This is a genomic window from Streptomyces sp. NPDC047453, assembly GCF_040643155.1.
GTDB lineage: Bacteria > Actinomycetota > Actinomycetes > Streptomycetales > Streptomycetaceae > Streptomyces.
The window spans coordinates 62,046-83,534 of record NZ_JBEYTS010000021.1; the positions used below are offsets into that span (position 1 = coordinate 62,046).

Sequence of the window (21,489 nt, forward strand, 5' to 3'; positions counted from 1 at the left end):
GCCCCGCGGCGCCCCTGCGACTGGCCCGCGACCGTTCCGCGGCGGTCGCGCGACGGCCTTGTGGCGACCGGGGGCGGCTGGGGAGGTGGGGCGTGCGGCGCCGACCGGCGAGGGGGGTGAGGTCGGCCGGTGCGGGGGGTCGGGGTGGCGGTCACGGGAGGTCGCGAAATGGCCGTCGGTCGGGCGTCGCGGTCGAGCGCGACGGGCGCGCGTCTTGACAGTCGGCCGTGCCGCGACGGTATCTTTTGAGACTCAGGGGGTCATAAATGGTGGGAGAGTGATCCGGAATTCCATGAGCGACATCAATGTCGGCACCGAAGGCAAGACTTCGGTGTTGACCCTCAACCGGCCCGAACACCACAACTCGGTCGGCGGCGCGCTCTTCGGCGAGCTGATCGAAGCCGCGGAGGCCGCGGACGCCGACCCGGACGTCCGGGCGATCGTCGTGACGGGCGCGGGTTCCTCGTTCTGCGTCGGCCTCGACGCGAAGGCACTCATGGACAACGGTCCGTCCGGGCTGGACGTCGGCGAACTGGGCACCGACGGCGCCGCGGGGCGGACCGGGAACCCGATCCTGCCCTACGAGGCGCGCCGGGTGGACCACCTGGGCGTGGGGCGCTGGGTCGCCCGCTTCACCCAGCTGGGCACCCCGACGGTCGCGGCGATCAACGGTGCCGCCGCGGGAGGCGGGTTCGCGCTGGCCATGCTGCACGACATCAGGGTCATGTCGCGCACTGCCAAACTGGCGACCGCGTTCCCCTCTCTCGGCCTCACTGCCGAGATGGGGCTGAGCTGGGTCCTGCCCCGTATCGTCGGCCAGTCGAAGGCTTTCCGGATCCTGACTAGGGGCACCCCCATCGGTGCCGAGGAGGCGCTCGACCTCGGTCTGGTGGACGCCGTGGTCGAGCCCGAGGAACTCCTCGACGCCGCGCTCGAGTTCGCGCGTCCGTTCGCGGACGTCTACGACCGGTCGGTCCGCACCACCAAGCGGCTGCTCCAGCAGGGGGCGGAGAGCACGCTCATGGAGCAGTTGGAGCGCGAGTGGCTGGCGCAGCGTCTGCTGATGGCCGACCCGCGGATGGCGGAGGCCATGGAGGGGCTCCGTCGCCGACTCGGCAAGTAGGGGGCGCGGGCGCGGCCCACGGGCCGCGCCGCCGCGAGAGGGTCCACCGAGCGGGTCAGTGGACCCTCTCGCATGTCGGGTACACGGGTGCGGAGCCGGGGGCGCGATGCCCGCACCGGCATACGAGGGGCCGGCCCCCGAGGGTCCGGGGCGTCCAGGGGGGAAAGCTGCCGCGTTGTTGACGAGCCCGTCCAGGCGGCCGTGGCGCTGCTCGATGTCGCGCACCACCCGCTCCCAGTCGTCGGCGGACGACACGTCCAGGTGCACGCCGTGTGCCCGCTCGCCCCACTCGGCGGCGATCCGGGTCACCGCCTCTGGTCGATGTCGGCCAGCACCACGGTGGCCCCGTCCTCGAACAGGAGCCGGGCGGTGGCCTCGCCCATGCCCTGGGCGGCACCCGTGACCAGTACGACCTTGTCGTTCAGCATGCGCTTCGCCTCTCGCGTCCGGTGGATTGGTTCGTCGTGCGGGCGTGCCGCCCGGCAGGTGCCTCGGTCGTGGCCGGCGGCGTCACCGCCCGCCCTCGTCCAGGAGCGCGACCAGGGCGTGGGTGTCCTGGTAGAAGACGTCCAGCTCCACGAGCTTGCCGTCGCGCACCCGGTAGAGCTCCAGCACCCGGGTGCCGAGCTGCTTGCCGGTGGTGCGGGAGGCGAGTCGGATCCCCACGTCGGCCAGGGCGCGGTCCGGCCCGGCGTCGGTGACCCGGACACTCTCGATGGAGAGCGCGAAGAGTTCGTTGACCTGGCGCAGCAGACCGCGCAGGCCGCGCGGGCCGTGGTGCTGTCCGCGGTAGGGGAGGCTGCCGGGCTCGTTGGCGACGAAGTCCTCGGCGACGAGTTCGAAGGCCTGGCGGGCGGTGGCCGGATCGCCGATCCGGGTCATGAACTCGCTGAGGGTGTCCCGGGCGCTGGTGGTCACTTCTGTGTTTCCTCTCGGAGCAGGCGGCGGAGAACTTTTCCGGTGGGGGAGGTGGGGAGTGCTTCCACGAAGCGGTAGTGGCGGGGGATCTTGTAGGAGGCGAGCAGTTCGCGGCAGTGGGCGTCGAGGGCCTCCTGGTCGGCGTCGCCGACGACGACCGCGGTGACCTTCTGGCCCCAGTAGTCGTCGGGCGTTCCGACGACGGAGACCTCGCGCACCCCGGGCGCCTGGAGCAGGACGTTCTCGACCTCGGCGGGGTAGACGTTCATGCCGCCGGTGAGGATGAGGTCGGAGCGGCGGTCAGCGAGGTAGAGGTAGCCGTCCTCGTCGAGGTGGCCCATGTCGCCGGCGGTGACCCACCCGTTCCTGGTGGAGTTCTCCGGTGCGGGCACCGAGCCGTTGAAGCCGCTGGTCATGATGATGCCCTGGAGATAGACGGTGCCTATCTCGCCCGCGGGGAGCTGGTTGCCCTCCTCGTCGAGGATGCGGATCGTGGAGGCGAAGTGCGGCAGTCCGGCCGAGCCCTCGCGGCCGGCGCTCTCGTCGCCGCGCAGCAGCGCGAGCATGCCCATCTCGGAGGCCCCGTACAGCTCGGTGAAGTCGACGTGCGGGAACCGCTCGGTGGCCGCCTTCTTGAGGGTGGGTGCCAGGGCGGCCCCGGTGACGAAGACGGTGCGCAGGTCGGGTGCCTCGCCGGGGTGCTGGAGCGCCGCGGCCAGCATGGTGGGGACCATGAACATCTGGGTGACGCCCTGGCGCGCGCAGTCCCGCCAGATGTTCTCCGGGTCGAACTTCTCGTGCAGGACCACCTTGGCCCCGGCCTGCACGGAGGCGAGCGCGAAGTTGAAGGCGGCGTGCGCGAGGGGCGCGTTGACGAGGAAGGTGTCGTCCGAGCGGTAGCGCAGGTCCAGCGCCATGTGGAGGGCCTGGAGGCTGATGTTGCGCTGGCTGTTGGGGAACATGCGCGGCAGGCCGGTGGTGCCGGAGGTGAAGCGGACCCAGTAGGGCGAGGTCTCCTCCACGTCGGCCTCGTGCACGACGTCCGGTCGTCCCCGGTCGATGACGTCCAGGACGGTGGGACCGGCCGCCGAGATCGTCAGATCGGCCCCGGCCTCGGAGATCTGGAAGGCGATCTCCTTGGGCGAGTTCATCGGGTTGAGGGGGAGCACGACCATGCCCGCCCGCGCGATGCCGAACATCATGGCGAAGGTCTCCGGCAGGTTCGTGGCGCTGAGCGCCACGACCGCGCCCGGCCGCAGGCCGCTGCGCAGGAGCCCGTCGGCCGCCCGGTCGGCGAGGCGGTCGAACTCGAGCCAGGTGAGCGTGCGGTCCCCGCAGATCACGGCCGTCTCGTGCGGCCGGCGGCGTGCGCTCAGCCGCAGGATGCGCTCGACCAGGAGCCGACGCCAGGGCGGGGGCCGGTCGCCGTACTCGGGCACGTAGTCCCACGAGGACGGCTTCCAGTCGCCGTCGAGCTGTGCATCGTGGCCCATTCCCACTCCCCACTTCCGTGTGCCTCGGTCGCCGGCCGCTCGCGCGGTAGTCGCGTCGTCGTCCGGCCGCCGCGGCGTCCGCCGGGATGGCCGGAGTGGCGTGGACGGCGTCGTTACCCGACGCCCCACAGTTTTGATTTTGCGCGTCTCATTATAGAGACGGCGACCGGCGGGTCAACGGATGCGACGTCCAACCTTTAGACATTGCCCGTCTCGAAACAGTAGTATGTGTCGGACAGGTGGAGGCGTGGCGGTGGACGGGAAGTCCCGGTCCGCCGCGGCGGATCCGGCCGACGCCGACCGGCGGGGCCGGGGCGACATGCGCGGAACCGGCCCTTTCGGGGAGACCGTGCGTGCCGCATCGAACCGCGAGCCGGGAGGGGAAGCATGTCCGTTGCAGCGTCCGAGGAGTACCCCCTGGTGCCCGTCGAGGTGTCGGACGAGGAGTGGTGCGCGTGGGCCAACACGCTGCCCTTCGCGATCGGCTTCGACGTGCGTTGCCTGCGACTCGTCGACGGGGCGGGGGAGTTCGTCGCCGGGAGCAGCCCCATCCCGGTCAATCCCAACGGCGCCGTGCACGGCGGGGTGGTCGCCGCGGCCGTCGACCACGCGCTCGGCGTCACGTGCGTGCGGGCGGTGGAGGCGGGCGACGGCATCGCGACCGCCTCGCTCACCATCGACTACTACCAGCCTTGCGAACTTCCCATGAAGCTGTCCGTCTCGGTCCGGCGCTCCGGGCGCAGCGTGGTCTTCGCGCAGGTGCGGGTGACCGACCCCGACGGCGAACTGCGGGCGGAAGCCAGTGGCGTGATGTCGGTGCGCCACAACCGGGAGGCCCGCCGCGCGCTGGAATACTCACGGGCGCCGAACCGGTGACCGGCGGGACGGCGCGATGTGCGAGTGTGGCGAACGGACCGGGACGGACCCGTGGGAGCGGCCGGCCCGGCCGTCGTGCTCACGCACCGCCCACGCGCCGAAGCCGGTACGACCGGTCGCACGACGGGAGCCACTAGCGAGACTCGCCGTATCATGGCCGTACCACCCCTTCCAGAAACGGAGAGTCTCCGAAGTGACAGGGTCACGACGTCAGGACGCCAACGGCGAGGAAAAGCGGCCGCTGGGCCGACCGCGCCGGGTGATCGACCCGGATGCGCTGGCCACCACTGTCGCCAAGCTCTACGCGGAGGAGGGGCACGACGGGGTCAGTGTCACCGCGGCGGCCGACCGGCTGAACGTCTCGCGCGCCACGCTGTACCGCACCTACCCCACCAAGGAACACATCATCGCGGTGCTCTTCGAGCGGAGCACCAAGGAGCTCACCGAAGCGGCCGAGAAGATCGTCGCCGGTGAGGACAGCCCGCGGGAGAAGCTCGAAGCCCTGATCACGCTCCAGGTCGACGCCGCCGTACGGATGCGCGGCTACCTGCCGGTCTTCTTCGGCGGTGGCGGACTGCCCGAGGACTCCTACGAGCGCTGGCGCTCCTTCAGCCGGCACTACGAGAGCCTGTGGATCAAGGTCCTCAAGGACGCCGTGGACGACGGTCTGCTGGCCGACGCCGACCCGGTGGTCACCGCCCGCCTGCTGCTCGGGCAGTGCCTGTGGGTCTCCCGCTGGTACCGGCCCGGCAGCAAGTACACGCGCAAGGTCATCACCGAGGCGGCGCTCGCCCTGCTGCCCAAGGCCCCCGACGCGGGGCCCGGAGCGGCCGGTCCTCAGGAGTCCTGAGGCCGGTCCGACTCCAGCGCCTTCAGGCTCGTCCGCGCCATCCGCAGCATCAGCTCGTGGGACCCGGTCGGCCGCCGGGTCTCCGGCGGCCGCAGGGCCTCCGCCAGCAGCATGGTCTGCACGGCCCTGGAGGCGATCAGCAGTTCCTCGCGGGTACGGCCGGGATAGCTGCGGTCCAGGCAGTCCACCCACCGGTCCGAGAAGCGGCGCAGCCGGCGCACGTGCTCGCCCCGGTAGGGGTCGGCCAGCGAACGCTGCTCCCGGACCCAGATCGCCGCCAGCATCTCGTGACTCGTCGCCAGTTCGATGAAGCCGCGCAGCAGGGACTCGAGCTCCTCGTGCGGATCGTCGCCGGGCCTGCCGGAGCGGACGAGGAGCTCGTCCAGCACCCGGCTGAAGAGCGCGGCCAGGATCTCGTCCTTGCCGGAGAAGTAGCGGTAGATCGCCGAACCGCTGGTCCCGGCCGCCCTGCCGATGTCGTCGACCCCGACGCCGTCGAAGCTACGTTCGAAGAACAGGCGTTCGGCTGCCAGCAGGATCTCTTGATGACGGGGCATGGCGGAGATTCTACGAGACCCCCGCGGGCCGCCCGCCGCGCTCACAGGCCGAGCGACTTGGCGATGATGGACTTCATGACCTCCGAGGTACCACCGAAGATACGGGTGACGCGCGCGTCCGCGTACAGGCCGGCGATCGGGTATTCGTTGATGTAGCCGTAGCCGCCGTGCACCTGGAGACACTTGTCCACGACACGCTGCTGCATCTCCGAGACGAACAGCTTCGCCCGCGCCGCGTCCGCCGGGGTGAGCATGCCCCGGTCGAGCGCCTCGATGGACTGGTCCACCAGCGCCTGACCCGCCGCGATCTCGGTGGCGCACTCGGCCAGGACGAACTTGGTGTTCTGGAAATCCTGCAGGCGCTTGCCGAAGACGCTCCGCTCCTGGGCGTACGCGGTGGCCAGTTCCAGCGCCCGCACGGCCGAAGCCATTCCCGCGACGGCGATTGTCAGCCGTTCCTGGGCCAGGTTGTGGGCCAGGTACCCGAAGGCGTTCCCCTCTTCTCCCAGCAGGTCCTCCACCGGGACCCGGACGTCGGTGAAGGACAGCTCCATGGTGTCCTGCGCGCGCAGACCGATCTTGTCCAGCTTGCGGCCCACCTCGAAGCCGGGGCTGCGGGTGTCCACGACCAGGATCGAGAGCCCCGCGCGCCTGTCGTCCTCGGTGGCCGGCGCGGTCCGGCACACCACCAGCACCCGGTCCGCGTTGGCGCCCCCGGTGATGAACGTCTTCGCCCCGTTGAGGACGTAGTGGTCGCCGTCGCGACGCGCCGTGGTCCGGACACCGGCGACGTCCGAACCCGTACCGGGCTCGGTGATCGCCAGGGCCAGCACCAGCTCGCCGCGAGCGACGGCCGGCAGCCACCTGCTCCGCTGCTCCGGCGTGCAGTAGCGCAGCAGGTAGGGCAGGCAGACCTCCGAGTGCACCCGCAGCGAGCCGAGGTTGGCGTCGCCGAGGATCGTCTCCTCGATGAACACCGCGTTGAACTTGTAGCTCGTCGCGCCGGCCCCGCCGTACTCCTCCGGCACCTGGAGCCCCACCAGGCCCTGGCGGGCCGCCTTGGTGTAGAGCTCCCGGTCCACCAGCCCGCGCTCGGCCCACTCCTGGTAGTACGGCTGGATCTCACGCTCCACGAAGGTGCGCACCGAGGCGCGGAAGGCGTCGTGGTCCTCGTCGAAGAGTGTGCGTCTCACGGATGTGCTCCTCGTGTTCTCGCCGGTCGCCCGGCATCGCATAGGGGTTCCAGGGACGGGCGGCGACGCGCGCACCCGTCAGGACAGGGGCGCGACGCGCTCCCACAGACCGGCGCCGCCGGCCCGCACCGCGGCACCGGTCAGCCGGACGTCCCAGTCGTGCATCGAGCCGAAGTCGGCACGCCAGGCCAGGACCGGCTTGGTCAACAGGTGCAGCGGATGCTCCGCGGTCGTCCCGATCGCCCCCAGCACCTGATGGGCCGAACGCACCACCAGGGACGAGGCGTGCCCGACCCCCGAACGGGCGACGGCGATCAGGAACCGGGTGTGCTCGTCGTCCCAGCCGTGCACCGACACCGCCTGCGCGGCCGCGTCCGTCGCGGCCCGCGCCAGGGACACCTCGGCGGCGATCCCGACGACCAGCTGCTGGACGGACTGGAAACGGCCGACGGGCCGCCCGAACTGCACCCGCTCGTTCGCGTACGCGACCACGAGATCGAGCGCGGCCTCCATCGCCCCGGTCATCTGCGCGCAGCGCGCCAGGCTCCCGCGCAGCGTGTACCGCTCCGCCACCTCCGGAGCCACCTCGACGCCCGCCCGCAGCGCTCGCGGCGCGCACGCGACGTCCGCGCGCGGCAGCCCCGAGAGGTCGTCCCGCGCACGCACCGTCAGGTCCTCTTCCGTCAGGTCCTCGACCCGCCACACCCGGTCGGCCGGGTCGTGCCACAGGGCGACGACACCGTCCGTCCGCCCCGCCCACGGGACGGAGCGGGCCAGTCCGTCGGCGTCCGGGAGGGCCGCGGTACGGATGCCCGCGGGGGCGGACGAGCCCGCCTCGGCCAGCAGCCAGGCGGCGAGCAGGTCGTGCTCGGCCAGCGGCACCGCGGCACCGGCCCCGGCGGCGAGCCCGAGCAGTGCCGTCGAGTCCAACAGGGTCCCGCCGCTGCCGCCGTGCTCCTCGCTCGTCGACAGCAGGGTGAACCCGAGCTTGTCCAACCGCTCCCACAGCACGCGGTCCAGATCGTTGCGCGCGGCGGGCACGGTCGCGGAGCGGTGCTTGTCCATGAGTTCGGTGAAGATCTCGACCAGGTCGGGATCGGCGCCGAGCTCGGTCGTCAGCCTGCCTTCGGGTCCAGTCATCAGCGCAGCCCCAGTCCGCGGGCGACGACGCCCGTGAGAATCTCGTTCGTGCCGCCCCGCAGCGTGTACCCGGGACGTTGCAGGAGCGACGCGTCCAGCAGCACGCGCACCTCCTCCGCCAACACTCCGTTGGCGGCGAGCGTGGCCACGTACTCGGCGATGTCGCCCTCGGTGGTCGTGCCCAGCAGCTTCACCACCGCCGCGGCGGTGTCCGCGTCCTGCCGCGCCTCCAGCGCGTTCGAGACCGCCAGCGACATCTGCCGCAGCGCGGCCACCCGACCGACCAGCCGTCCGAGCTGCGGGTCCTGCGGCAGGGTGCCGTCCGCCACGCAGCCGGTCGCGGCCGCCAGCAGCGCCCAGGTGGACAGGATCCGCTCCGGTCCGCTGCGCTCGTAGCCGAGCTCGGAGGTCACTTGGAGCCAGCCGTCGCCGGCCTGCCCCAACACCAGGTGGTCGGGGACGAAGACCTCGTCGAGGTGCACCTCGTTGAAGTGGTGCTCGCCGCTCATCGAGACGATCGGCGCGACGGTGACGCCGTCCGAGCCGAGGTCGACGAGGAACTGGCTGAGCCCCGCGTGCCGGGCCCGCTCGTCGAGCGGGGCACTGCGGGCGAGCACGATGAACCAGTCGGCCTGGTGCGCACCCGAGGTCCACACCTTGGTGCCGGTCAGGCGCCAGCCGCCCTCGCACCGGGTCGCCCGCGTCTGGACACTGGCCAGGTCCGAACCGGACTCCGGCTCGGACATGCCGATGCCGAAGAGCACCTCGCCCCGACTGATCCGGGGCAGGAACGTCTGCTTGACCTGCTCGCTCCCGAACCGCAGGAGCGAGGGCCCGACCTGGCGTTCGGCGATCCAGTGTGCGGCCACGGGCGCGCCCGAGGCCAGCAGTTCCTCCGTCACGACGAAGCGTTCCAGGAACGTCCTGCCCTGCCCGCCGTACTCCTTCGGGACGACCATCCCGAGCCAACCCCGCCGGCCCAACTCGCGGGTGAACTCGCTGTCCCAGCTCGTGAGCCAGGTGTCCACGCGTGGAACGAACGTTCCGGCGGCAGCCTGCTCGGCCGTGAACGCGCGCACCTCGGCGCGCAGGGACCGCAGCAGCGGGCCCTCGCCCACGACCGGGGGAACGAGTTGATTTCGCATGTCGACCTCCCGTCACATGTGTTGTGGAGAGCGGTGCGACGCCGTTGGACCGACGGCGCACACCGCGTTTCTCGAGCGTCTCGGCGTCCGGCGCCGGGTGCGGGAAGGTCAGAGCCTTCCGGCCTCGGGCAGCACCCGCTCGGTGAGTGTGCCGATGATCCGCCTGCGGTCCGCGGGGTTCGAGGCGGCGATCTGGAAAAGGACGTGCTCGACGCCGGCCCGCGCGTACTGAGCCAGTCGCTCCAGCACCCGCTCGGGCGAGCCGAGCAGCAGGTAGCGGTCGGCCAGGCCCGAGAAGTCCTGGGCGTAGGTGGCGCTCACCGCGGCGATGCCGGTGGCGCGCGCCCAGGCGTCGTCCTCGTCGACGGCAGTCCAGGCCAGCAGTGCCCCGCCCGGCGGGCGGGTGGTGCGGCCCTGCGCCTCCGCGTGCGCGCGCACCTTCGCCAACCCCTCGCGGATCCGGGGCGGATCGAGCAGGTACGGCATCCAGACGTCGGCCCACCGTCCGGCGCGGCGCAGTGCTCCCTCGCCCCGGCCGCCCATCCAGACGGGGGGTCCGCCGTGCTGTGCGGGCGTCGGCCGCAGGGCCACGCCGTCCAGCGCGGTGAACTCGCCGTCGAAGGTGACGGGCTCGCCGGGGGCGAGCTGCCGCAGGAGCGCGAGCGTCTCGTCCAGCCGACGAAATCGCTCGTTCACATCCACCCCGACCGCGGCGAACTCGGCCGGGTATTCCCCGCCGGCGCCCACCCCGAGGTCGAGCCGTCCGCCGCTGACCACGTCGAGCGCCGTGCTCAGCTTCGCGAAGAGCGCGCCGGGGTAGACGGGGGCGAGGGCGATCGAGGTGACCAGCCGGACCCGGTTCGTCGCCCCCGCCGCGGCGGCCAGGGCGACGAACGCGTTGGGTGTGGGGCCGTGGAAGAAGACGTGCTCGCCGCAGCCGACGAAGTCGAAGCCCGCCTCCTCGGCGTGCCTGGCCTCGTCGGCCGTGTCGGCCAGTCCGCTGATGCTCAGTCCGATGCGCATGGCCCGGGGCCCTCGCTTCCGTGGATCACTCGAGTGTGGCCATGGCTTCCCGGCACACCCACCGCAGGTCCTCCTTGGCGAGGGCGGACTCGACCTGGGCGACCTCGGCGGCGCGCTCGCCGGCGCGCTCCTCGTCCTGCCCGGTCACCGCGCGCACCACGGCCTCGCGGGCCAGGCGGTTGACGGCCCGGGGGTCGTCCTCGTCGTCGGCGGCGGGGCGGCTCTCGCCCCAGGAGTCGAGCAGTGTCTCCAGGGCCGCGGTGTCGCGGACCACGGGGTCGCCGTCCACGATCCGCTGCCGCAGCTCGACCAGGGCGTGCGCGGCGGCGACGACCTGCACCTTCGCGTACGGGTCGGTGACGGCGGGGGCGATGTTCTCCAGGAGGGACCTGTGCACCGCGTCGAGGAGTTCCTCGGACCTCATCCAGATCATCGGGTGCCTCCCTCGGCTCCGGAAGCCAGTGCGTCGGTGAGTCGGACCATCGCCGGCTCCACGGCCGTGGAGGCGTTGGCGACGGAGAGCAGTCGCAGGTCCGAGGTGGTTCCCCGGGCCAGCGCGGCGGCCGAGGCCATGCCCACGTACACCACCTTGACCAGCTCGACGAGCTGCCAGAACAGGATGCGTCGGGGGTCGATCTCGTAGCCGGTCAGCTCGGTGTACCGCTCGGCCGACGGGCCGTTGATGCGGCACCAACCGGCGAGGGCCTTGTTGCGGGTGAAGGCGACGTCGGCGAGCGGGTCGCCGATGAACGAGCGTTCCCAGTCCAGGACGCCGGTGATCTCCCCGTCCCGCCAGAGCAGGTTCGACAGTCGGTAGTCACCGTGCACGAGGGCCCGGGGGTACTCGGTCGGCGCGTGCTCCTCCAGGACGTCGAGCACCCGGCGCAGCAGGGGCCGGGGGGACAGCTCGACCTCGGCGAATCGTTTCCGCCAGTGCCGGACCTCGTCCCCGGCCCCGGTGCCCACCCCGCCCGGCCCGCAGGGCAGGCCCTCGACGGGCAGGGTGTGGACCCGGGCCAGCATCTCCGTGAAACGGTCCAGGACCGCCTCGCGGGTTCCCGCCTCCTCGAACCGCGCCGAGGAGTGCACGAAGGCCTCCCCGCCGACGAACTCCGCGACGACGAAAGGACGGTCGAGGACGTCCGGATCGGATTCGTGCAGGTGCACCCGCGGGACGGGGACGTTCGAGTCGGCCAGGGACCGGTAGACGTCGGCCTCGAAGCCGATGTCGTAGGGAGCCAGCGGACCGCCCGTCGGCTCCCGGCGCAGGATGAGCCGGCTCGGCCCGTCCGCCGTCCTCGTGGTGACGGTGTACGTCTCGAAGGAGAGACCGCCGGAGAGGCGGTCCACCGAGACGACCTCGTGCACCCCGAGTTCGGGCAGACGGGACAGGACGATCTCCCGCACGCGTTCGGTGAAGCGGGACTGGCTCATGGGATCAGGCCTGCCAGCGCGGGCGGGGCGGGATGACGCTGTACTCGCACACGCCGACCCCGCGCTCGCCGGTCTCCTCGACCTCGAAGGCGACGAAGGGCTCGTAGCAGTCGAAGCGGTTCTCGAGGTCGTTCTCGCCGCGGTCCCACAGCTTGATGGTGCCGTAGTGCTCGGTGGTACGGACGTTGAGGACCTCGCCGTCGGCGAGCTCGATGCGGTACCCGAAGGAGGACTGGGTCCGCAGGTCGCCCACGACGGGGACCATCTCGGCGGACTTGACCTCGCGGGAGCCGTCCTTGTCGGAGGCGAAGCCGGCCACGACCGCTTCCTGGTCACCGGTGGTCTTGGTGGCGGTGATGCCCATGAGGCTGATGTGGCGCTCGGGCAGCGAGATCGAGGGCCAGAAGTGGGCCTGGCGGTCGGGGCGCTGCGAGTCGGCCCACGGGGACTCCTCGGAGAACCGGGTCGACCAGCTGCGGTCGCGGAAGCCGAAGGAGTCGATCTGGCGCACGTCGCCGCGGTTGGGGCCGTGGCGGAGCTCGACGGTGCCGGTGACGGCCAGCGCCTGCTCCCAGTGACCACCGTGGACGACGGCGGTCTTGCCGACGTTCTTCATCGGGTCGCGCTCGAAGTTGTCGTAGTTGAACGCCTGGAAGCGACCGGTGAAGGTCAGGTCGAAGGCGAACCGGGTGCCGTCGAGGCGGATGCGGATCTCCTCGAAGGGCCGCACGACCTCGTAGGAGATGCGCTCGTCACCGAAGGAGGTGATGCCGCCCTGGCCGGCGTCGAAGGGGATCTTGTTGCCGTACCACTGGTGCTCGCCGTCGATGACGTAGAAGGCGGTCAGACGGGCGTAGCCCTTGTTGGTGAGGTGGAAGTGGTTGACGCCGTGGACGTTCGCCTCGGGGTCGACCACGCTGACCCAGAACGTGTCACCCCAGAGCCCGTCGAATCCGGGAGGGCAGAGGTGGGTGCCTTCGTCCGCGGGGGTCAGGCCTTCAGGAATCAACGCCGACATGATCTGTCCCATCTTTGTGAGTCACTAAATCTCAATAGTATGTGCTGGTTGCCCCGGGGTCAACGGTCCGTGTGGAGTCGGGTGCCGCTCGGTGACGAGCGCCGGGGGAGCACGGGGCGGCCCGTCGGGCGGGCCGGCCGGGGTTGCGGGCGGGGTGCGCCGCGAAGGGGTGCACCCGTGGGGGCGGGAGGCCCCGAGGGCGGGTCCGGTCGCGTCCGGGCGTGTGGCGCCGGACGCCGATGGCCGATCGCCGATCGCCGGACGTCGACGGTCGGTCGCCGGTGGCCGCGCGGCCGGTAGGGCGCGCGCGGAGGTGCGTCAGCGGAAGTCGGACCAGTGGCCGTGCGGGGTCCAGCCGAGGGCGAAGGGCAGGTCGATGGTGCAGACCGGGCCCTTGGTGATGTCGTCGGTGTCGAAGATGAGGTACTGGCCGCGCTTGTCGGCCCACCAGGAGACGGGGACGATGATGTAGCCGTTGCCCTCCGGGGAGTCCGGGCGCCTCGGCGCGAACGTGGCCTCCAGCACCGCGGCCGGCTCGCCCGAGCGGATCTGGTAGACCTGCTCGCTCATGGTGCGCATGTCCGTCACCACGAGGCTGTTCATCGACATGCCCTTGCGCTTGACGACACCGCCGACCTGGAAGCCGAAGCGGTAGCCCTTGCCGTAGAACCGCTCGTCCACCTTGGGCAGTTCGCTCGGACGGTCCGAGAGCTGCTCGCTGGAGGTCGCGCCGGTGGCGAGGTCGACGGTCCAGCGTCCCAGGAAGCTCTTGGCGACCGAGAAGAACAGCGCGACCTCCTCGCCCACCTTGAGGTCCTGCTCGAAGGGGAAGGGAGGCCGGTTGAAGACGGGCGCGTCCAGCGTGAGCTTGCCATTCTCCACGTTGGCCGACATCGTGTGCATGACGTACTGCGGGGGCAGATCGGTCTTGATCCACCGCACCTTGCCCTGGATGTCGTCGCGCGGGATGAGCGCGAGGGTGATCGGCAGCGTCTCGTCCCAGCCCCAGATGCCCACCTGCCGCTCGCGGACCTGCTGCTGCGAGATGGTGAAGGGCTGGAACGGCATCACGATCCATTCCGGGGTCAGCCAGATGTCGTGCGCCACGGTGTTGTACGGGGCGTCGTCCAGGTCGCGGGACTCCACCCGGCCGTCCGGGTTGATGACGTGGATCGTCACGTAGGGGGCGACGTCCCGGTAGTTCCAGCCGTACAGGGTGCCCGTCTCGTGGTCCCACTTGGGGTGGGCGGCCAGGTCGGCGTCACCGAACGCGGTGGGCAGGTGCACACCCGCGCTGAGCTTGGAGGACCAGGGCACGATGCCTTTGGTGTCCAGCGTGATCGGGTCCAGGGCGATGGGCGGGCCGCCCTGCTCGCTCAGCGCGACGACCTCGCCCGCGAAGGGGAAGATGTTGATGTTGTTGGTGCCCTGCGGGACCCCGCAGGTGAGCGCGTCCCGGGTCACGTCCCCGTAGGCGAAGTCGCGCCAGTCGCCGAAACCGCTGTCGAGCCACTCGAAGACGCCGTGCTGACGGCCCTCCTCGAGCACGTACTTGGGGGTGCGGATCCAACGGTTGCGGAAGTCGGCCCGACCGTTGTCCAGGACCAGGCCCTGGACCATGCCGTCCATGCTCAACAGCGGGTTGGTGCCCTGCTTGGTCGGGCGCTTCCAGGTGGGACCGGTGCGGTAGAACCCCCCGGAAAGCTCCTTGGGGATCTCACCCTGGCTGACGATGCATTCCTCGACCGTGGCTTCGAAGCGCATGGGCGCGAAGGGCCCTTTGAGCGCGACCTCGTCCGGAAGCGGGTACCCCATGGTGTACCTCCAGGCTGTGACGGCGGCGCCGCTGGTCGGGCACCGGCGTCCATGTGGACTGTGGTGCGGCGAGGCTAACACCGCGTTTCGCAAGGCGTAAACGATCGTTCCTGGAATTCCTCAGAACTGTAGGCCGGAACCGCCTTGGCTGGTAGCTTCGAGAGATCGAACCGACCCACCATCACGTGAATGGTCGTTCTCATCCCCAGATTCGTGTCGCGATCGGTCATGCCGCGGCAATCAGGAGGCGTCTTGACTACCCATGCGTTCACCGGCGAGCAGCAGGACTTCGTGGAAGCCATGCGGGACTTCTGCCGACGCGAGTGCGGCACCCGTGAACGGCGCGACGCGCTCACCGACGGCGGCGAGGAGCAGCACAACGCGGAGCTGTATGCCAAACTCGCCGCGGTCGGCTACGTCGGCGTCTCGGTGCCCGAGGAGTACGGAGGCAGCGGCGGCGGCCTGATCGACCAGGTGCTGGCCTTCGAGGAGTTGTGGCGGGGCCTGGCGCCCGTGCACGGAATGGGCCCCTCGCACACCGTCGCCGGCGTCTACAAGCGTTTCGGCACCGAGGCCCAGAAGGCGGCCGCGCTCGGCGCGATCTGCGAGGGCAAGGTCTACGCCATCAGCATCTCCGAGCCCGAGGCCGGCTCGGACGCGGCGGCCATCACCTGCCAGGCCGAGCGGGTGGAGGGCGGCTACCGCATCACCGGGCAGAAGACTTGGTGCTCCGACGCCCAGCACGCCACTGCCCTGCTGCTGGTCGCCCGCACCTCCCGCGAGGAGCGGCGGCACGACGGACTGACCATGTTCGAGGTCCCGGCCGACGCGCCGGGAGTGGTCGTCCGCCCCATCCCGACCCTGGGCGGCAGCGAGGTCAACGACGTCTTCTTCGACGACGTGTTCGTGCCCGACGAGGCGGTCGTCGGCACCGTGGGCAAGGCCTGGCGACAGCTGATGGCCTGCCTGAACGGTGAGCGCATCGTCTGCGCCGCCCAGCAGTTGGGCCTGGCCCGACGCACGCTGGAGGACCTCGTCGCCTACGTCAAGGAGCGCCGTCAGTTCGGGGCCCCGGTGGGCAGCTTCCAGGCGGTCGGCCACCGCATCGCCGACCTGGCGATCGAGGTGGAGGCCACCCGGACCCTGGTGCACGACGTGACGCGGCGGGTCGCCGAGGGCATCGGCACGGAGGAGGAGCGGGTGCGCGCCACCTCCATGGCCAAGGTCAAGTCGACCGAGACCGCCAAGCGAGTGGCGCTCGAAGGCGTGCAGCTCATGGGCGGCTACGGCTACAGCATGGAGTTCGAGATGCAGCGCCACCTGCGGCTGAGCATCGCCCCGACCATCTACGCCGGGACGAACGAGATCCAGCGGGACATCATCGCGGGCACGCTCGGACTGCGTAACCGCTGACCGCGCCGGGCACGTCCCGCCGCCTGCACAGGTCCACGGGGGCCAGGTGCGCCGGGCGTGCCCCGTCGACGGCGCCGGCCGACCAGGAACCTCCTGCCGTGCCGCGTGCGCCGTCCGCCCACCACCGGACAGGCAAGAGAGGAAAGTCGACGTGATGGCAGAGGGATTCGACGAGGAAGGCAACGCCCGGCCCACCGGTCCGCTCACCGGGATCACCGTGGTCGAACTCGCCGGGATCGGGCCGATCCCACATGCGGGCATGCTGCTCGCGGACATGGGCGCGGACGTCATCTGCGTGGAGCGGGCGGGGCCGCCGATCAGCTGGGTGACCCCCACCAAGGACGTCCTGCGGCGCAACCGACGCTCCATCGTGGTCGACCTGCGCACCCCCGAGGGCGTCGGCGTGGTCGAGAAGCTGGTCGCCCGGGCCGACGTCCTCCTGGAGGGCCACCGGCCCGGGGTCGCCGAACGCCTGGGCATCGGCCCCGAGCGGTGCCACGAGCTGAACCCGGCGCTGGTCTACGGCCGGATGACCGGCTGGGGTCAGACCGGTCCACTGGCCGCGCGCGCCGGTCACGACATCGGGTACGTCGCCGTGACGGGGGCGCTCACCCCGGGCCCCGAGGGGACCCGTCCCTTCCCGCCCGCCAACCTGCTGGGCGACTTCGGCGGGGGAGCCACCTACCTCGTCATGGGCGTGCTGGCCGCCCTATGGGAGGCGGGACGCTCGGGCCGGGGACAGGTGGTCGACGCGTCGATCGTCGACGGAGCCGCCTCGCTCACCTCGATCCTGCACGGACTGATGGCCTCCGACCTGTGGACCGACGTGCGGGGCGCCAACCGGCTGGACGGCGCGGCCCCCTGGTACGACACGTACGCCACCAGCGACGGGAAGTTCGTCGCCGTGGGCGCGCTGGAGCCGAAGTTCTACGCGGAACTGCTCCAGGTGCTCGGTCTGGAGGGCAAGGTGCCCGACCGCGCCGACGTCTCCGCCTGGCCCGAGATCCGCACGGCCCTCACCGAGGTGTTCGCCGGACAGACCCAGAGCCACTGGACCGAGCTCTTCATGGACAGCGACGCGTGCGTGGCCCCGGTGCTCTCGCTCACGGAGGCCCGTGAGCATCCGCACCTGCGGGAGCGCGAGGTATTCATCGAGGTGGGCGGCGTCTCCCAGCCGGCCCCCGCCCCGCGTTTCTCCCGGACCCCTTCCGGCACGCCCCGCGCACCCCAGGACAGGGGCGCCCACACGCGGGAGATCCTGGAGACGTTCGGAATCGCCGAGGTGGACGAACTGCTGCGGGACGGGATCGTCTTCGAGACGTCGACCGAGACGAACTCCCCCGAAGGCTGAGACGTCGAGGCCGGGGCACGGAGACGCGTTCCCGGCGCTCGCGCTTCCGGCGCGGCCGGTGCCGGACGGGCGGAGAGGAACCGCGCAGGTCGGCGGAGAAGGCAAGGACCGCAGGAGGAGCAGGAAGAGCAGGGACAGCAGGAAGAGCAGGAGCAACAGGAACAGCAGGGGTCCCGGGTTCTCCGGAGCCGCGGGACCGACGGGCGGCCGTGACGGCGGGTACGCAAGGGTGCCGGGCGCACGGCCCGCCCGAGGTGAGTCGCACACGGCACGCGCCGTTCGGGCGCGTGCCGAGCACGTCGGAAGGGACATGCCCCATGCGAGCCGTAGTCGCCCGGAACCACGATCCGCGCACCTTCGCCGTCGAGGAGGTGGAGGAGCGCGAGCCGGGCCCGCAGGAGGTGGCGGTCTCGGTCACGCTGGCCGGCGTCAGCTTCGGGGACGTCCTCATCGCCACCGGCCGCTACCAGATCGTCCCGGAGCCGCCGTTCGTGCCTGGCTCGGAAGGGATCGGCGTCGTCACCGCGGTCGGTCCCGGGGTCACCTCGGTGCGCCCGGGCGACAAGGTGATGTTCTACGGGTTCGGACCCGGCCCGCTCCGTAGGCGTTCCACCTTCGGCACCTTCGCCGAACGGGCGATCGTGCCCTGCACCCACCTCGTGCGTCAGCCGGCGGGCATGTCCGACGCGGCCGCGGCCCTGTTCCGCACCAGCTTCGAGACCGCCTTCCACGCCCTGACCCTGGGACGTGTCACGCCCGGTGAGACGCTGCTGGTGCTCGGGGCGGGCGGCGCGATCGGGGGCGCGGCGGTGCGGCTGGGCAGAGCGCTCGGCGCGAAGGTCGTCGCCTCGGCCTCGACCGAGGCCAAGCGGGAGGCGGCGCTCGCCGCGGGAGCCGACCACGTCGTCGACAGCGGGTCCCCGCGTTGGCGCGAGGAGGTCGAGGCGCTCGCGGGCGGCGGGGTGGACGTCGTGCTGGACCCCGTCGGGGGAGAGAGCACCGAATCCGCGGTGCGCAGCCTGCGGTTCGGCGGACGCTGCCTGATCGTGGGGTTCGCGGCGGGGAGCGTGCCCCGGGTCCCGGCCAACCTGCTGATCATGAAGGCGGCTTCGCTGGTCGGCGTCAACCTCCTGCGCTTCAACGAGGAGTATCCCGACCGGGCCCGTGCCATGGTCGAGGAGCTTCTCACCGTCGTCGAGCGGGGCGCGGTGAGTGTGCCCACCGGGTACGAGGAGTACGGGCTCGGGGACGTGGCCGAGGCACTGGCCCGAGCCGGCACGCGGGGCGGAAACACCCGCGTCGTGATCAACCCCTCGCTGCCGTGATCGTGAGCGGGCCCGCGACCGGGTCCGCACCCGCGACCGGGCCCGCACCTGTGCCCGGGCCCGTGACCGTGTCCGGGCCCGTGGAGGGGCCCGGCCGTCGGGGTGGTCAGGCGGGGAGCGTCGGCATGACGTTGCTCATCCCGCCGTCGACCGGAAGCATGGCGCCGGTGATGTAGGAGCTGGCCTCCGAGGCGAGCAGCACCAGCGCGCCCGCCGCGTCCTCGGCGGTCCCGGCGCGCTTGACCGGCAGTCCGGCGGCGAGCGCGTCGACGGCGGCCGGGGAGTACTCGCCGACGAACGAGTCCGTCGCGACGACCCCCATGAGCAGCGCGTTCACCGTGATCCCGCGGCGGCCGAGCTCGGCGGCGCTCGACTTGGTGAAGGAGTTGAGCGCGGCCTTGGAGGCGGCGTACGCGCTCTGCCCCATGGCACCGAGCAGGGAGGAGGGGGAGGTGATGTTGATGATGCGCCCGTACCCGTTCTCGCTCATCAGGCGGACGGCGTGCCGGGTGCACCGGAAGACGCCGGTGAGGTTGGTGTCGATCGTGCGCTCCCAGGCGTCCTCGGGCATCTTCACGATCGAGCCGGACGGGTAGATGCCCGCGTTGTTGACGAGGATGTCCAGGCGGCCGCCCCACTCCTTGACCTGCGCCATGACGCGCTGCACGTCCTCCTCGGACGTCACGTCCCCGGGAACCGCGAGGGCGCGTCCGCCCTTGTCCTCGATGGCCTTCACGGTCTCGGCGAGCTGCTCGGCGCGGCGGCCCATGACCGCGACCGCGGCACCGCTCTCGGCGAGGATGCGGGCGAAGTCGCGCCCGATGCCGCTGCCGGCGCCGGTGACGAGGGCGACGCGTGAACTGAGGTTGATCTCCACTGATACTCCTGCACTCGGGCGGCCATGGCTGTCCTGCGGCCATGGTGTCTTATGAGACGAGGTGTGTCTATAGTGGGTCGGGACGATCGCCCGCAGCGTATGAGGTCGCGCACCGAGGCGGGTGCTGAACGTACCTACCGACAGCGCGGCAGCCCAGGAGGAAATCGTGAGCGACGAGCCGGCAGTCCTGACCACGAAGCGGGGGCGCACGGCGGTTCTCGAACTCAACCGCCCGCGTCGACGCAATGCCCTGGACCTCCAGGACCGCCGCGACCTCATCGCCGCGCTCGACGCCGCCGCACAGGACCCCGAGGTCGTCTCGATCGTGCTCACCGGCGCCGGCCCGATGTTCTCCGCGGGCGGCGACATCAAGAGCATGCCGACCGACCCGGAGATCGCCCGGGTGCGCCTGCGGGTGCTGACCGAACTGGTCAACCGGATGGTCAAGGGACACAAGCCGATCATCAGCGCGGTCGAGGGCGGGGCGTTCGGCCTGGGCCTCTCGCTGGTCGCGGCCACCGATTTCGTCGTGGCGAGCCGCGAGGCGCGGTTCGCCGCCTCGTTCGGCAGGCTCGGCCTCGTCCCCGACACCGGTCTCTTCTGGACGCTGCCGCGCCGCATCGGTGCGGCGCGCGCCAAGGAACTGATGCTGCTGACCAACGACTTCACCGCCCAGGAAGCCGACGCGATGGGCCTGGTCACCGAACTCGTCGACGCGGGCAGCGCGTTGGACCGTGCGTTGGAGCTCGCCGAACGGCTGGCGCAGGGTTCGCCGGCGATGTACGCCGAGACCAAGGCGCTCTTCGCCCAGCCGGAGCAGGACCTGGCGTCCGTGCTGGAGAGCGAGGCGGAGGCGCAGGTGCGGATGTTGGCCACGGACTTCTTCAGCGAGGCGCAGGAGAAGTTCTTCAAGCGCTGAGGTCGGTGGGTACGAAACGCAGGACCCGCGGACCCGTCGTGGTGCCGGAGCGGTCGCCGGAGGGCGGCGCGCGAGAGGCGCACGGGTTCGCACACCCCCGAACGCACACGGTGCGGGATGTTCCGGGGGACCAGAAGGACGGCCGATTGCCGCACGCGTGGATCCGCCCGGACGGGCGGCGCGCATCGAACGTGGGAGAGGGAACGTGAGCTTGAGGATCGTTGTCACAGTGAAGTACGTGCCCGATGCCACGGGCGACCGTCGGTTCGCCGACGACCTGACCGTCGCGCGTGAGGACGTGGACGGTCTGCTCTCCGAGCTGGACGAGTACGCGGTCGAGCAGGCGTTGCAGATCTCGGAAGACCGTCGGGACAGGGGCGATGACGACGTCGAGGTCACCGTTTTGACGGTGGGTCCGGAGGACGCCAAGGACGCACTGCGCAAGGCGCTTTCGATGGGTGCGGACAAGGCGATCCATGTCGAGGACGACGACCTGCACGGCACGGACGCGATCGGTACGTCGCTGGTGCTGGCGAAGGCGGTGGAGAAGGCGGGTTACGACCTGGTCGTCTCCGGTATGGCCTCGACCGACGGTGTGATGGGCGTGGTGCCGGCGCTGCTGGCGGAGCGTCTGGGCGTGCCGCAGGTGACGCTGCTGTCGGAGATCGCGGTGTCGGGTGGCACCGTGACGGGCCGCCGCGACGGCGACGCCGCTTCGGAGCAGCTCGAGGCGTCGCTGCCGGCAGTGGTGTCGGTGACCGACCAGTCCGGTGAGGTGCGTTACCCCTCGTTCAAGGGGATCATGGCGGCGAAGAAGAAGCCGGTGGAGTCCTGGGACCTGTCCGACCTGGGCCTGGAGGCCGAGGAGGTCGGTCTGGAGGGCGCGTACACGGTGGTGGGCTCCGCGACCGAGCGTCCGGCGCGTACTGCGGGCACCGTCGTCAAGGACGAGGGCGAGGGCGGCAAGCGGCTCGCCGAGTTCCTCGCGGGCCAGAAGTTCATCTGAGTCCGCGGCTCGT

The 21,489-nt window shown here is 71.2% G+C and carries 20 protein-coding genes and 1 pseudogene; 8 read left to right on the top strand and 13 right to left on the bottom strand.

Annotated features, from left to right (window positions below):
* The first annotated feature begins 292 nt into the window (after positions 1–292).
* Positions 293–1,123, top strand: a complete 831-nt coding sequence (locus ABZ818_RS20170; protein ID WP_361416131.1) for an enoyl-CoA hydratase/isomerase family protein — start codon at positions 293–295, stop codon at positions 1,121–1,123.
* A 216-nt stretch (positions 1,124–1,339) separates the two neighbouring features.
* Here the strand turns inward: ABZ818_RS20170 and ABZ818_RS20175 are convergent.
* The 3 genes and pseudogenes from ABZ818_RS20175 to ABZ818_RS20185 form a co-directional block, all read right to left on the bottom strand.
* Positions 1,340–1,551, bottom strand: a pseudogene (locus tag ABZ818_RS20175) (SDR family NAD(P)-dependent oxidoreductase); the annotation flags it as partial.
* 82 nt (positions 1,552–1,633) lie between these two features.
* A complete protein-coding gene (locus tag ABZ818_RS20180; RefSeq protein ID WP_361416133.1) occupies positions 1,634–2,041 on the bottom strand; it encodes a nuclear transport factor 2 family protein in 408 nt (135 codons plus the stop codon).
* Positions 2,038–3,534: an AMP-binding protein gene (locus ABZ818_RS20185; RefSeq protein WP_361416135.1), complete on the bottom strand. Its 1,497-nt coding sequence runs from the start codon at positions 3,532–3,534 to the stop codon at positions 2,038–2,040. The genes ABZ818_RS20180 and ABZ818_RS20185 overlap by 4 nt, the downstream gene beginning before the upstream one ends.
* Positions 3,535–3,921: 387 nt before the next feature.
* Between ABZ818_RS20185 and ABZ818_RS20190 the strand changes: the two genes are divergently transcribed.
* Both ABZ818_RS20190 and ABZ818_RS20195 read left to right on the top strand, forming a co-directional pair.
* The gene (locus tag ABZ818_RS20190) at positions 3,922–4,410 is read left to right on the top strand and encodes a PaaI family thioesterase (RefSeq protein WP_361416137.1); all 489 of its coding nucleotides are present in this window, start codon (positions 3,922–3,924) and stop codon (positions 4,408–4,410) included.
* A 193-nt stretch (positions 4,411–4,603) separates the two neighbouring features.
* Positions 4,604–5,260, top strand: a complete 657-nt coding sequence (locus ABZ818_RS20195; protein ID WP_361416139.1) for a TetR/AcrR family transcriptional regulator — start codon at positions 4,604–4,606, stop codon at positions 5,258–5,260.
* On the opposite strand, the gene ABZ818_RS20200 is transcribed toward ABZ818_RS20195, so the two are convergent.
* From ABZ818_RS20200 to ABZ818_RS20240, 9 genes are all read right to left on the bottom strand, one after another.
* The gene (locus ABZ818_RS20200) at positions 5,248–5,817 is read right to left on the bottom strand and encodes a TetR/AcrR family transcriptional regulator (protein ID WP_361416141.1); all 570 of its coding nucleotides are present in this window, start codon (positions 5,815–5,817) and stop codon (positions 5,248–5,250) included. The genes ABZ818_RS20195 and ABZ818_RS20200 overlap by 13 nt on opposite strands.
* A gap of 41 nt (positions 5,818–5,858) precedes the next feature.
* A complete protein-coding gene (locus tag ABZ818_RS20205) occupies positions 5,859–7,010 on the bottom strand; it encodes an acyl-CoA dehydrogenase family protein (RefSeq protein ID WP_361416143.1) in 1,152 nt (383 codons plus the stop codon).
* A 78-nt stretch (positions 7,011–7,088) separates the two neighbouring features.
* Positions 7,089–8,150, bottom strand: coding sequence for an acyl-CoA dehydrogenase family protein (locus ABZ818_RS20210; RefSeq protein ID WP_361416145.1), 1,062 nt, complete (start codon positions 8,148–8,150; stop codon positions 7,089–7,091).
* Positions 8,150–9,295, bottom strand: a complete 1,146-nt coding sequence (locus ABZ818_RS20215; protein WP_361416147.1) for an acyl-CoA dehydrogenase family protein — start codon at positions 9,293–9,295, stop codon at positions 8,150–8,152. Before ABZ818_RS20215 ends, ABZ818_RS20210 begins: the two co-directional genes overlap by 1 nt.
* Before the next feature lie 108 nt (positions 9,296–9,403).
* Complete coding sequence (locus tag ABZ818_RS20220; protein ID WP_361416149.1) at positions 9,404–10,318, bottom strand: LLM class flavin-dependent oxidoreductase; 915 nt, start codon at positions 10,316–10,318, stop codon at positions 9,404–9,406.
* Positions 10,319–10,343: 25 nt separating this feature from the next.
* On the bottom strand, positions 10,344–10,751 hold the full coding sequence (locus ABZ818_RS20225; RefSeq protein ID WP_361416151.1) for a hypothetical protein: 408 nt from the start codon (positions 10,749–10,751) through the stop codon (positions 10,344–10,346).
* Entirely contained in the window at positions 10,748–11,752 is a 1,005-nt protein-coding gene (locus ABZ818_RS20230; RefSeq protein WP_361416153.1) for a phosphotransferase family protein, read from the bottom strand. Before ABZ818_RS20230 ends, ABZ818_RS20225 begins: the two co-directional genes overlap by 4 nt.
* A gap of 4 nt (positions 11,753–11,756) precedes the next feature.
* Positions 11,757–12,782 carry a hypothetical protein gene (locus ABZ818_RS20235; protein WP_361416155.1) on the bottom strand — a complete coding sequence of 342 codons (1,026 nt, stop codon included), beginning with the start codon at positions 12,780–12,782 and terminating at the stop codon, positions 11,757–11,759.
* A 306-nt stretch (positions 12,783–13,088) separates the two neighbouring features.
* Positions 13,089–14,585: a carotenoid oxygenase family protein gene (locus tag ABZ818_RS20240; protein ID WP_361416157.1), complete on the bottom strand. Its 1,497-nt coding sequence runs from the start codon at positions 14,583–14,585 to the stop codon at positions 13,089–13,091.
* Positions 14,586–14,837: 252 nt separating this feature from the next.
* Between ABZ818_RS20240 and ABZ818_RS20245 the strand changes: the two genes are divergently transcribed.
* From ABZ818_RS20245 to ABZ818_RS20255, 3 genes are all read left to right on the top strand, one after another.
* On the top strand, positions 14,838–15,998 hold the full coding sequence (locus tag ABZ818_RS20245) for an acyl-CoA dehydrogenase family protein (RefSeq protein WP_361416159.1): 1,161 nt from the start codon (positions 14,838–14,840) through the stop codon (positions 15,996–15,998).
* Between the two features lie 154 nt (positions 15,999–16,152).
* Complete coding sequence (locus tag ABZ818_RS20250) at positions 16,153–17,349, top strand: CaiB/BaiF CoA-transferase family protein (protein WP_361416161.1); 1,197 nt, start codon at positions 16,153–16,155, stop codon at positions 17,347–17,349.
* A 317-nt stretch (positions 17,350–17,666) separates the two neighbouring features.
* On the top strand, positions 17,667–18,674 hold the full coding sequence (locus ABZ818_RS20255; RefSeq protein WP_361416163.1) for an NADPH:quinone oxidoreductase family protein: 1,008 nt from the start codon (positions 17,667–17,669) through the stop codon (positions 18,672–18,674).
* Positions 18,675–18,780: 106 nt separating this feature from the next.
* Here the strand turns inward: ABZ818_RS20255 and ABZ818_RS20260 are convergent, their stop codons facing one another.
* Positions 18,781–19,551 carry a 3-oxoacyl-ACP reductase family protein gene (locus ABZ818_RS20260; RefSeq protein WP_355897537.1) on the bottom strand — a complete coding sequence of 257 codons (771 nt, stop codon included), beginning with the start codon at positions 19,549–19,551 and terminating at the stop codon, positions 18,781–18,783.
* 166 nt (positions 19,552–19,717) lie between these two features.
* On the opposite strand from ABZ818_RS20260, the gene ABZ818_RS20265 reads away from it, so the two are divergent.
* Both ABZ818_RS20265 and ABZ818_RS20270 read left to right on the top strand, forming a co-directional pair.
* Positions 19,718–20,470 (top strand): enoyl-CoA hydratase/isomerase family protein, encoded by a 753-nt coding sequence (locus ABZ818_RS20265; RefSeq protein ID WP_361416165.1) that lies wholly within the window; start codon positions 19,718–19,720, stop codon positions 20,468–20,470.
* Positions 20,471–20,675: 205 nt separating this feature from the next.
* Positions 20,676–21,476: an electron transfer flavoprotein subunit beta/FixA family protein gene (locus ABZ818_RS20270; protein WP_361416167.1), complete on the top strand. Its 801-nt coding sequence runs from the start codon at positions 20,676–20,678 to the stop codon at positions 21,474–21,476.
* Positions 21,477–21,489: the final 13 nt, after the last annotated feature.

Excerpts from the sequence above, each read along its gene's own strand:
- ABZ818_RS20220 (WP_361416149.1), bottom strand. The coding sequence starts at position 10,318 with ATGCGCATCGGACTGAGCATCAGCGGACTGGCCGACACGGCCGACGAG.
- ABZ818_RS20190 (WP_361416137.1), top strand. The coding sequence starts at position 3,922 with ATGTCCGTTGCAGCGTCCGAGGAGTACCCCCTGGTGCCCGTCGAGGTG.
- ABZ818_RS20185 (WP_361416135.1), bottom strand. The coding sequence starts at position 3,534 with ATGGGCCACGATGCACAGCTCGACGGCGACTGGAAGCCGTCCTCGTGG.
- ABZ818_RS20200 (WP_361416141.1), bottom strand. The coding sequence starts at position 5,817 with ATGCCCCGTCATCAAGAGATCCTGCTGGCAGCCGAACGCCTGTTCTTC.
- ABZ818_RS20170 (WP_361416131.1), top strand. The coding sequence starts at position 293 with ATGAGCGACATCAATGTCGGCACCGAAGGCAAGACTTCGGTGTTGACC.
- ABZ818_RS20210 (WP_361416145.1), bottom strand. The coding sequence starts at position 8,150 with ATGACTGGACCCGAAGGCAGGCTGACGACCGAGCTCGGCGCCGATCCC.
- ABZ818_RS20255 (WP_361416163.1), top strand. The coding sequence starts at position 17,667 with ATGCGAGCCGTAGTCGCCCGGAACCACGATCCGCGCACCTTCGCCGTC.
- ABZ818_RS20225 (WP_361416151.1), bottom strand. The coding sequence starts at position 10,751 with ATGATCTGGATGAGGTCCGAGGAACTCCTCGACGCGGTGCACAGGTCC.
- ABZ818_RS20230 (WP_361416153.1), bottom strand. The coding sequence starts at position 11,752 with ATGAGCCAGTCCCGCTTCACCGAACGCGTGCGGGAGATCGTCCTGTCC.
- ABZ818_RS20215 (WP_361416147.1), bottom strand. The coding sequence starts at position 9,295 with ATGCGAAATCAACTCGTTCCCCCGGTCGTGGGCGAGGGCCCGCTGCTG.
- ABZ818_RS20240 (WP_361416157.1), bottom strand. The coding sequence starts at position 14,585 with ATGGGGTACCCGCTTCCGGACGAGGTCGCGCTCAAAGGGCCCTTCGCG.
- ABZ818_RS20235 (WP_361416155.1), bottom strand. The coding sequence starts at position 12,782 with ATGGGACAGATCATGTCGGCGTTGATTCCTGAAGGCCTGACCCCCGCG.
- ABZ818_RS20250 (WP_361416161.1), top strand. The coding sequence starts at position 16,153 with ATGGCAGAGGGATTCGACGAGGAAGGCAACGCCCGGCCCACCGGTCCG.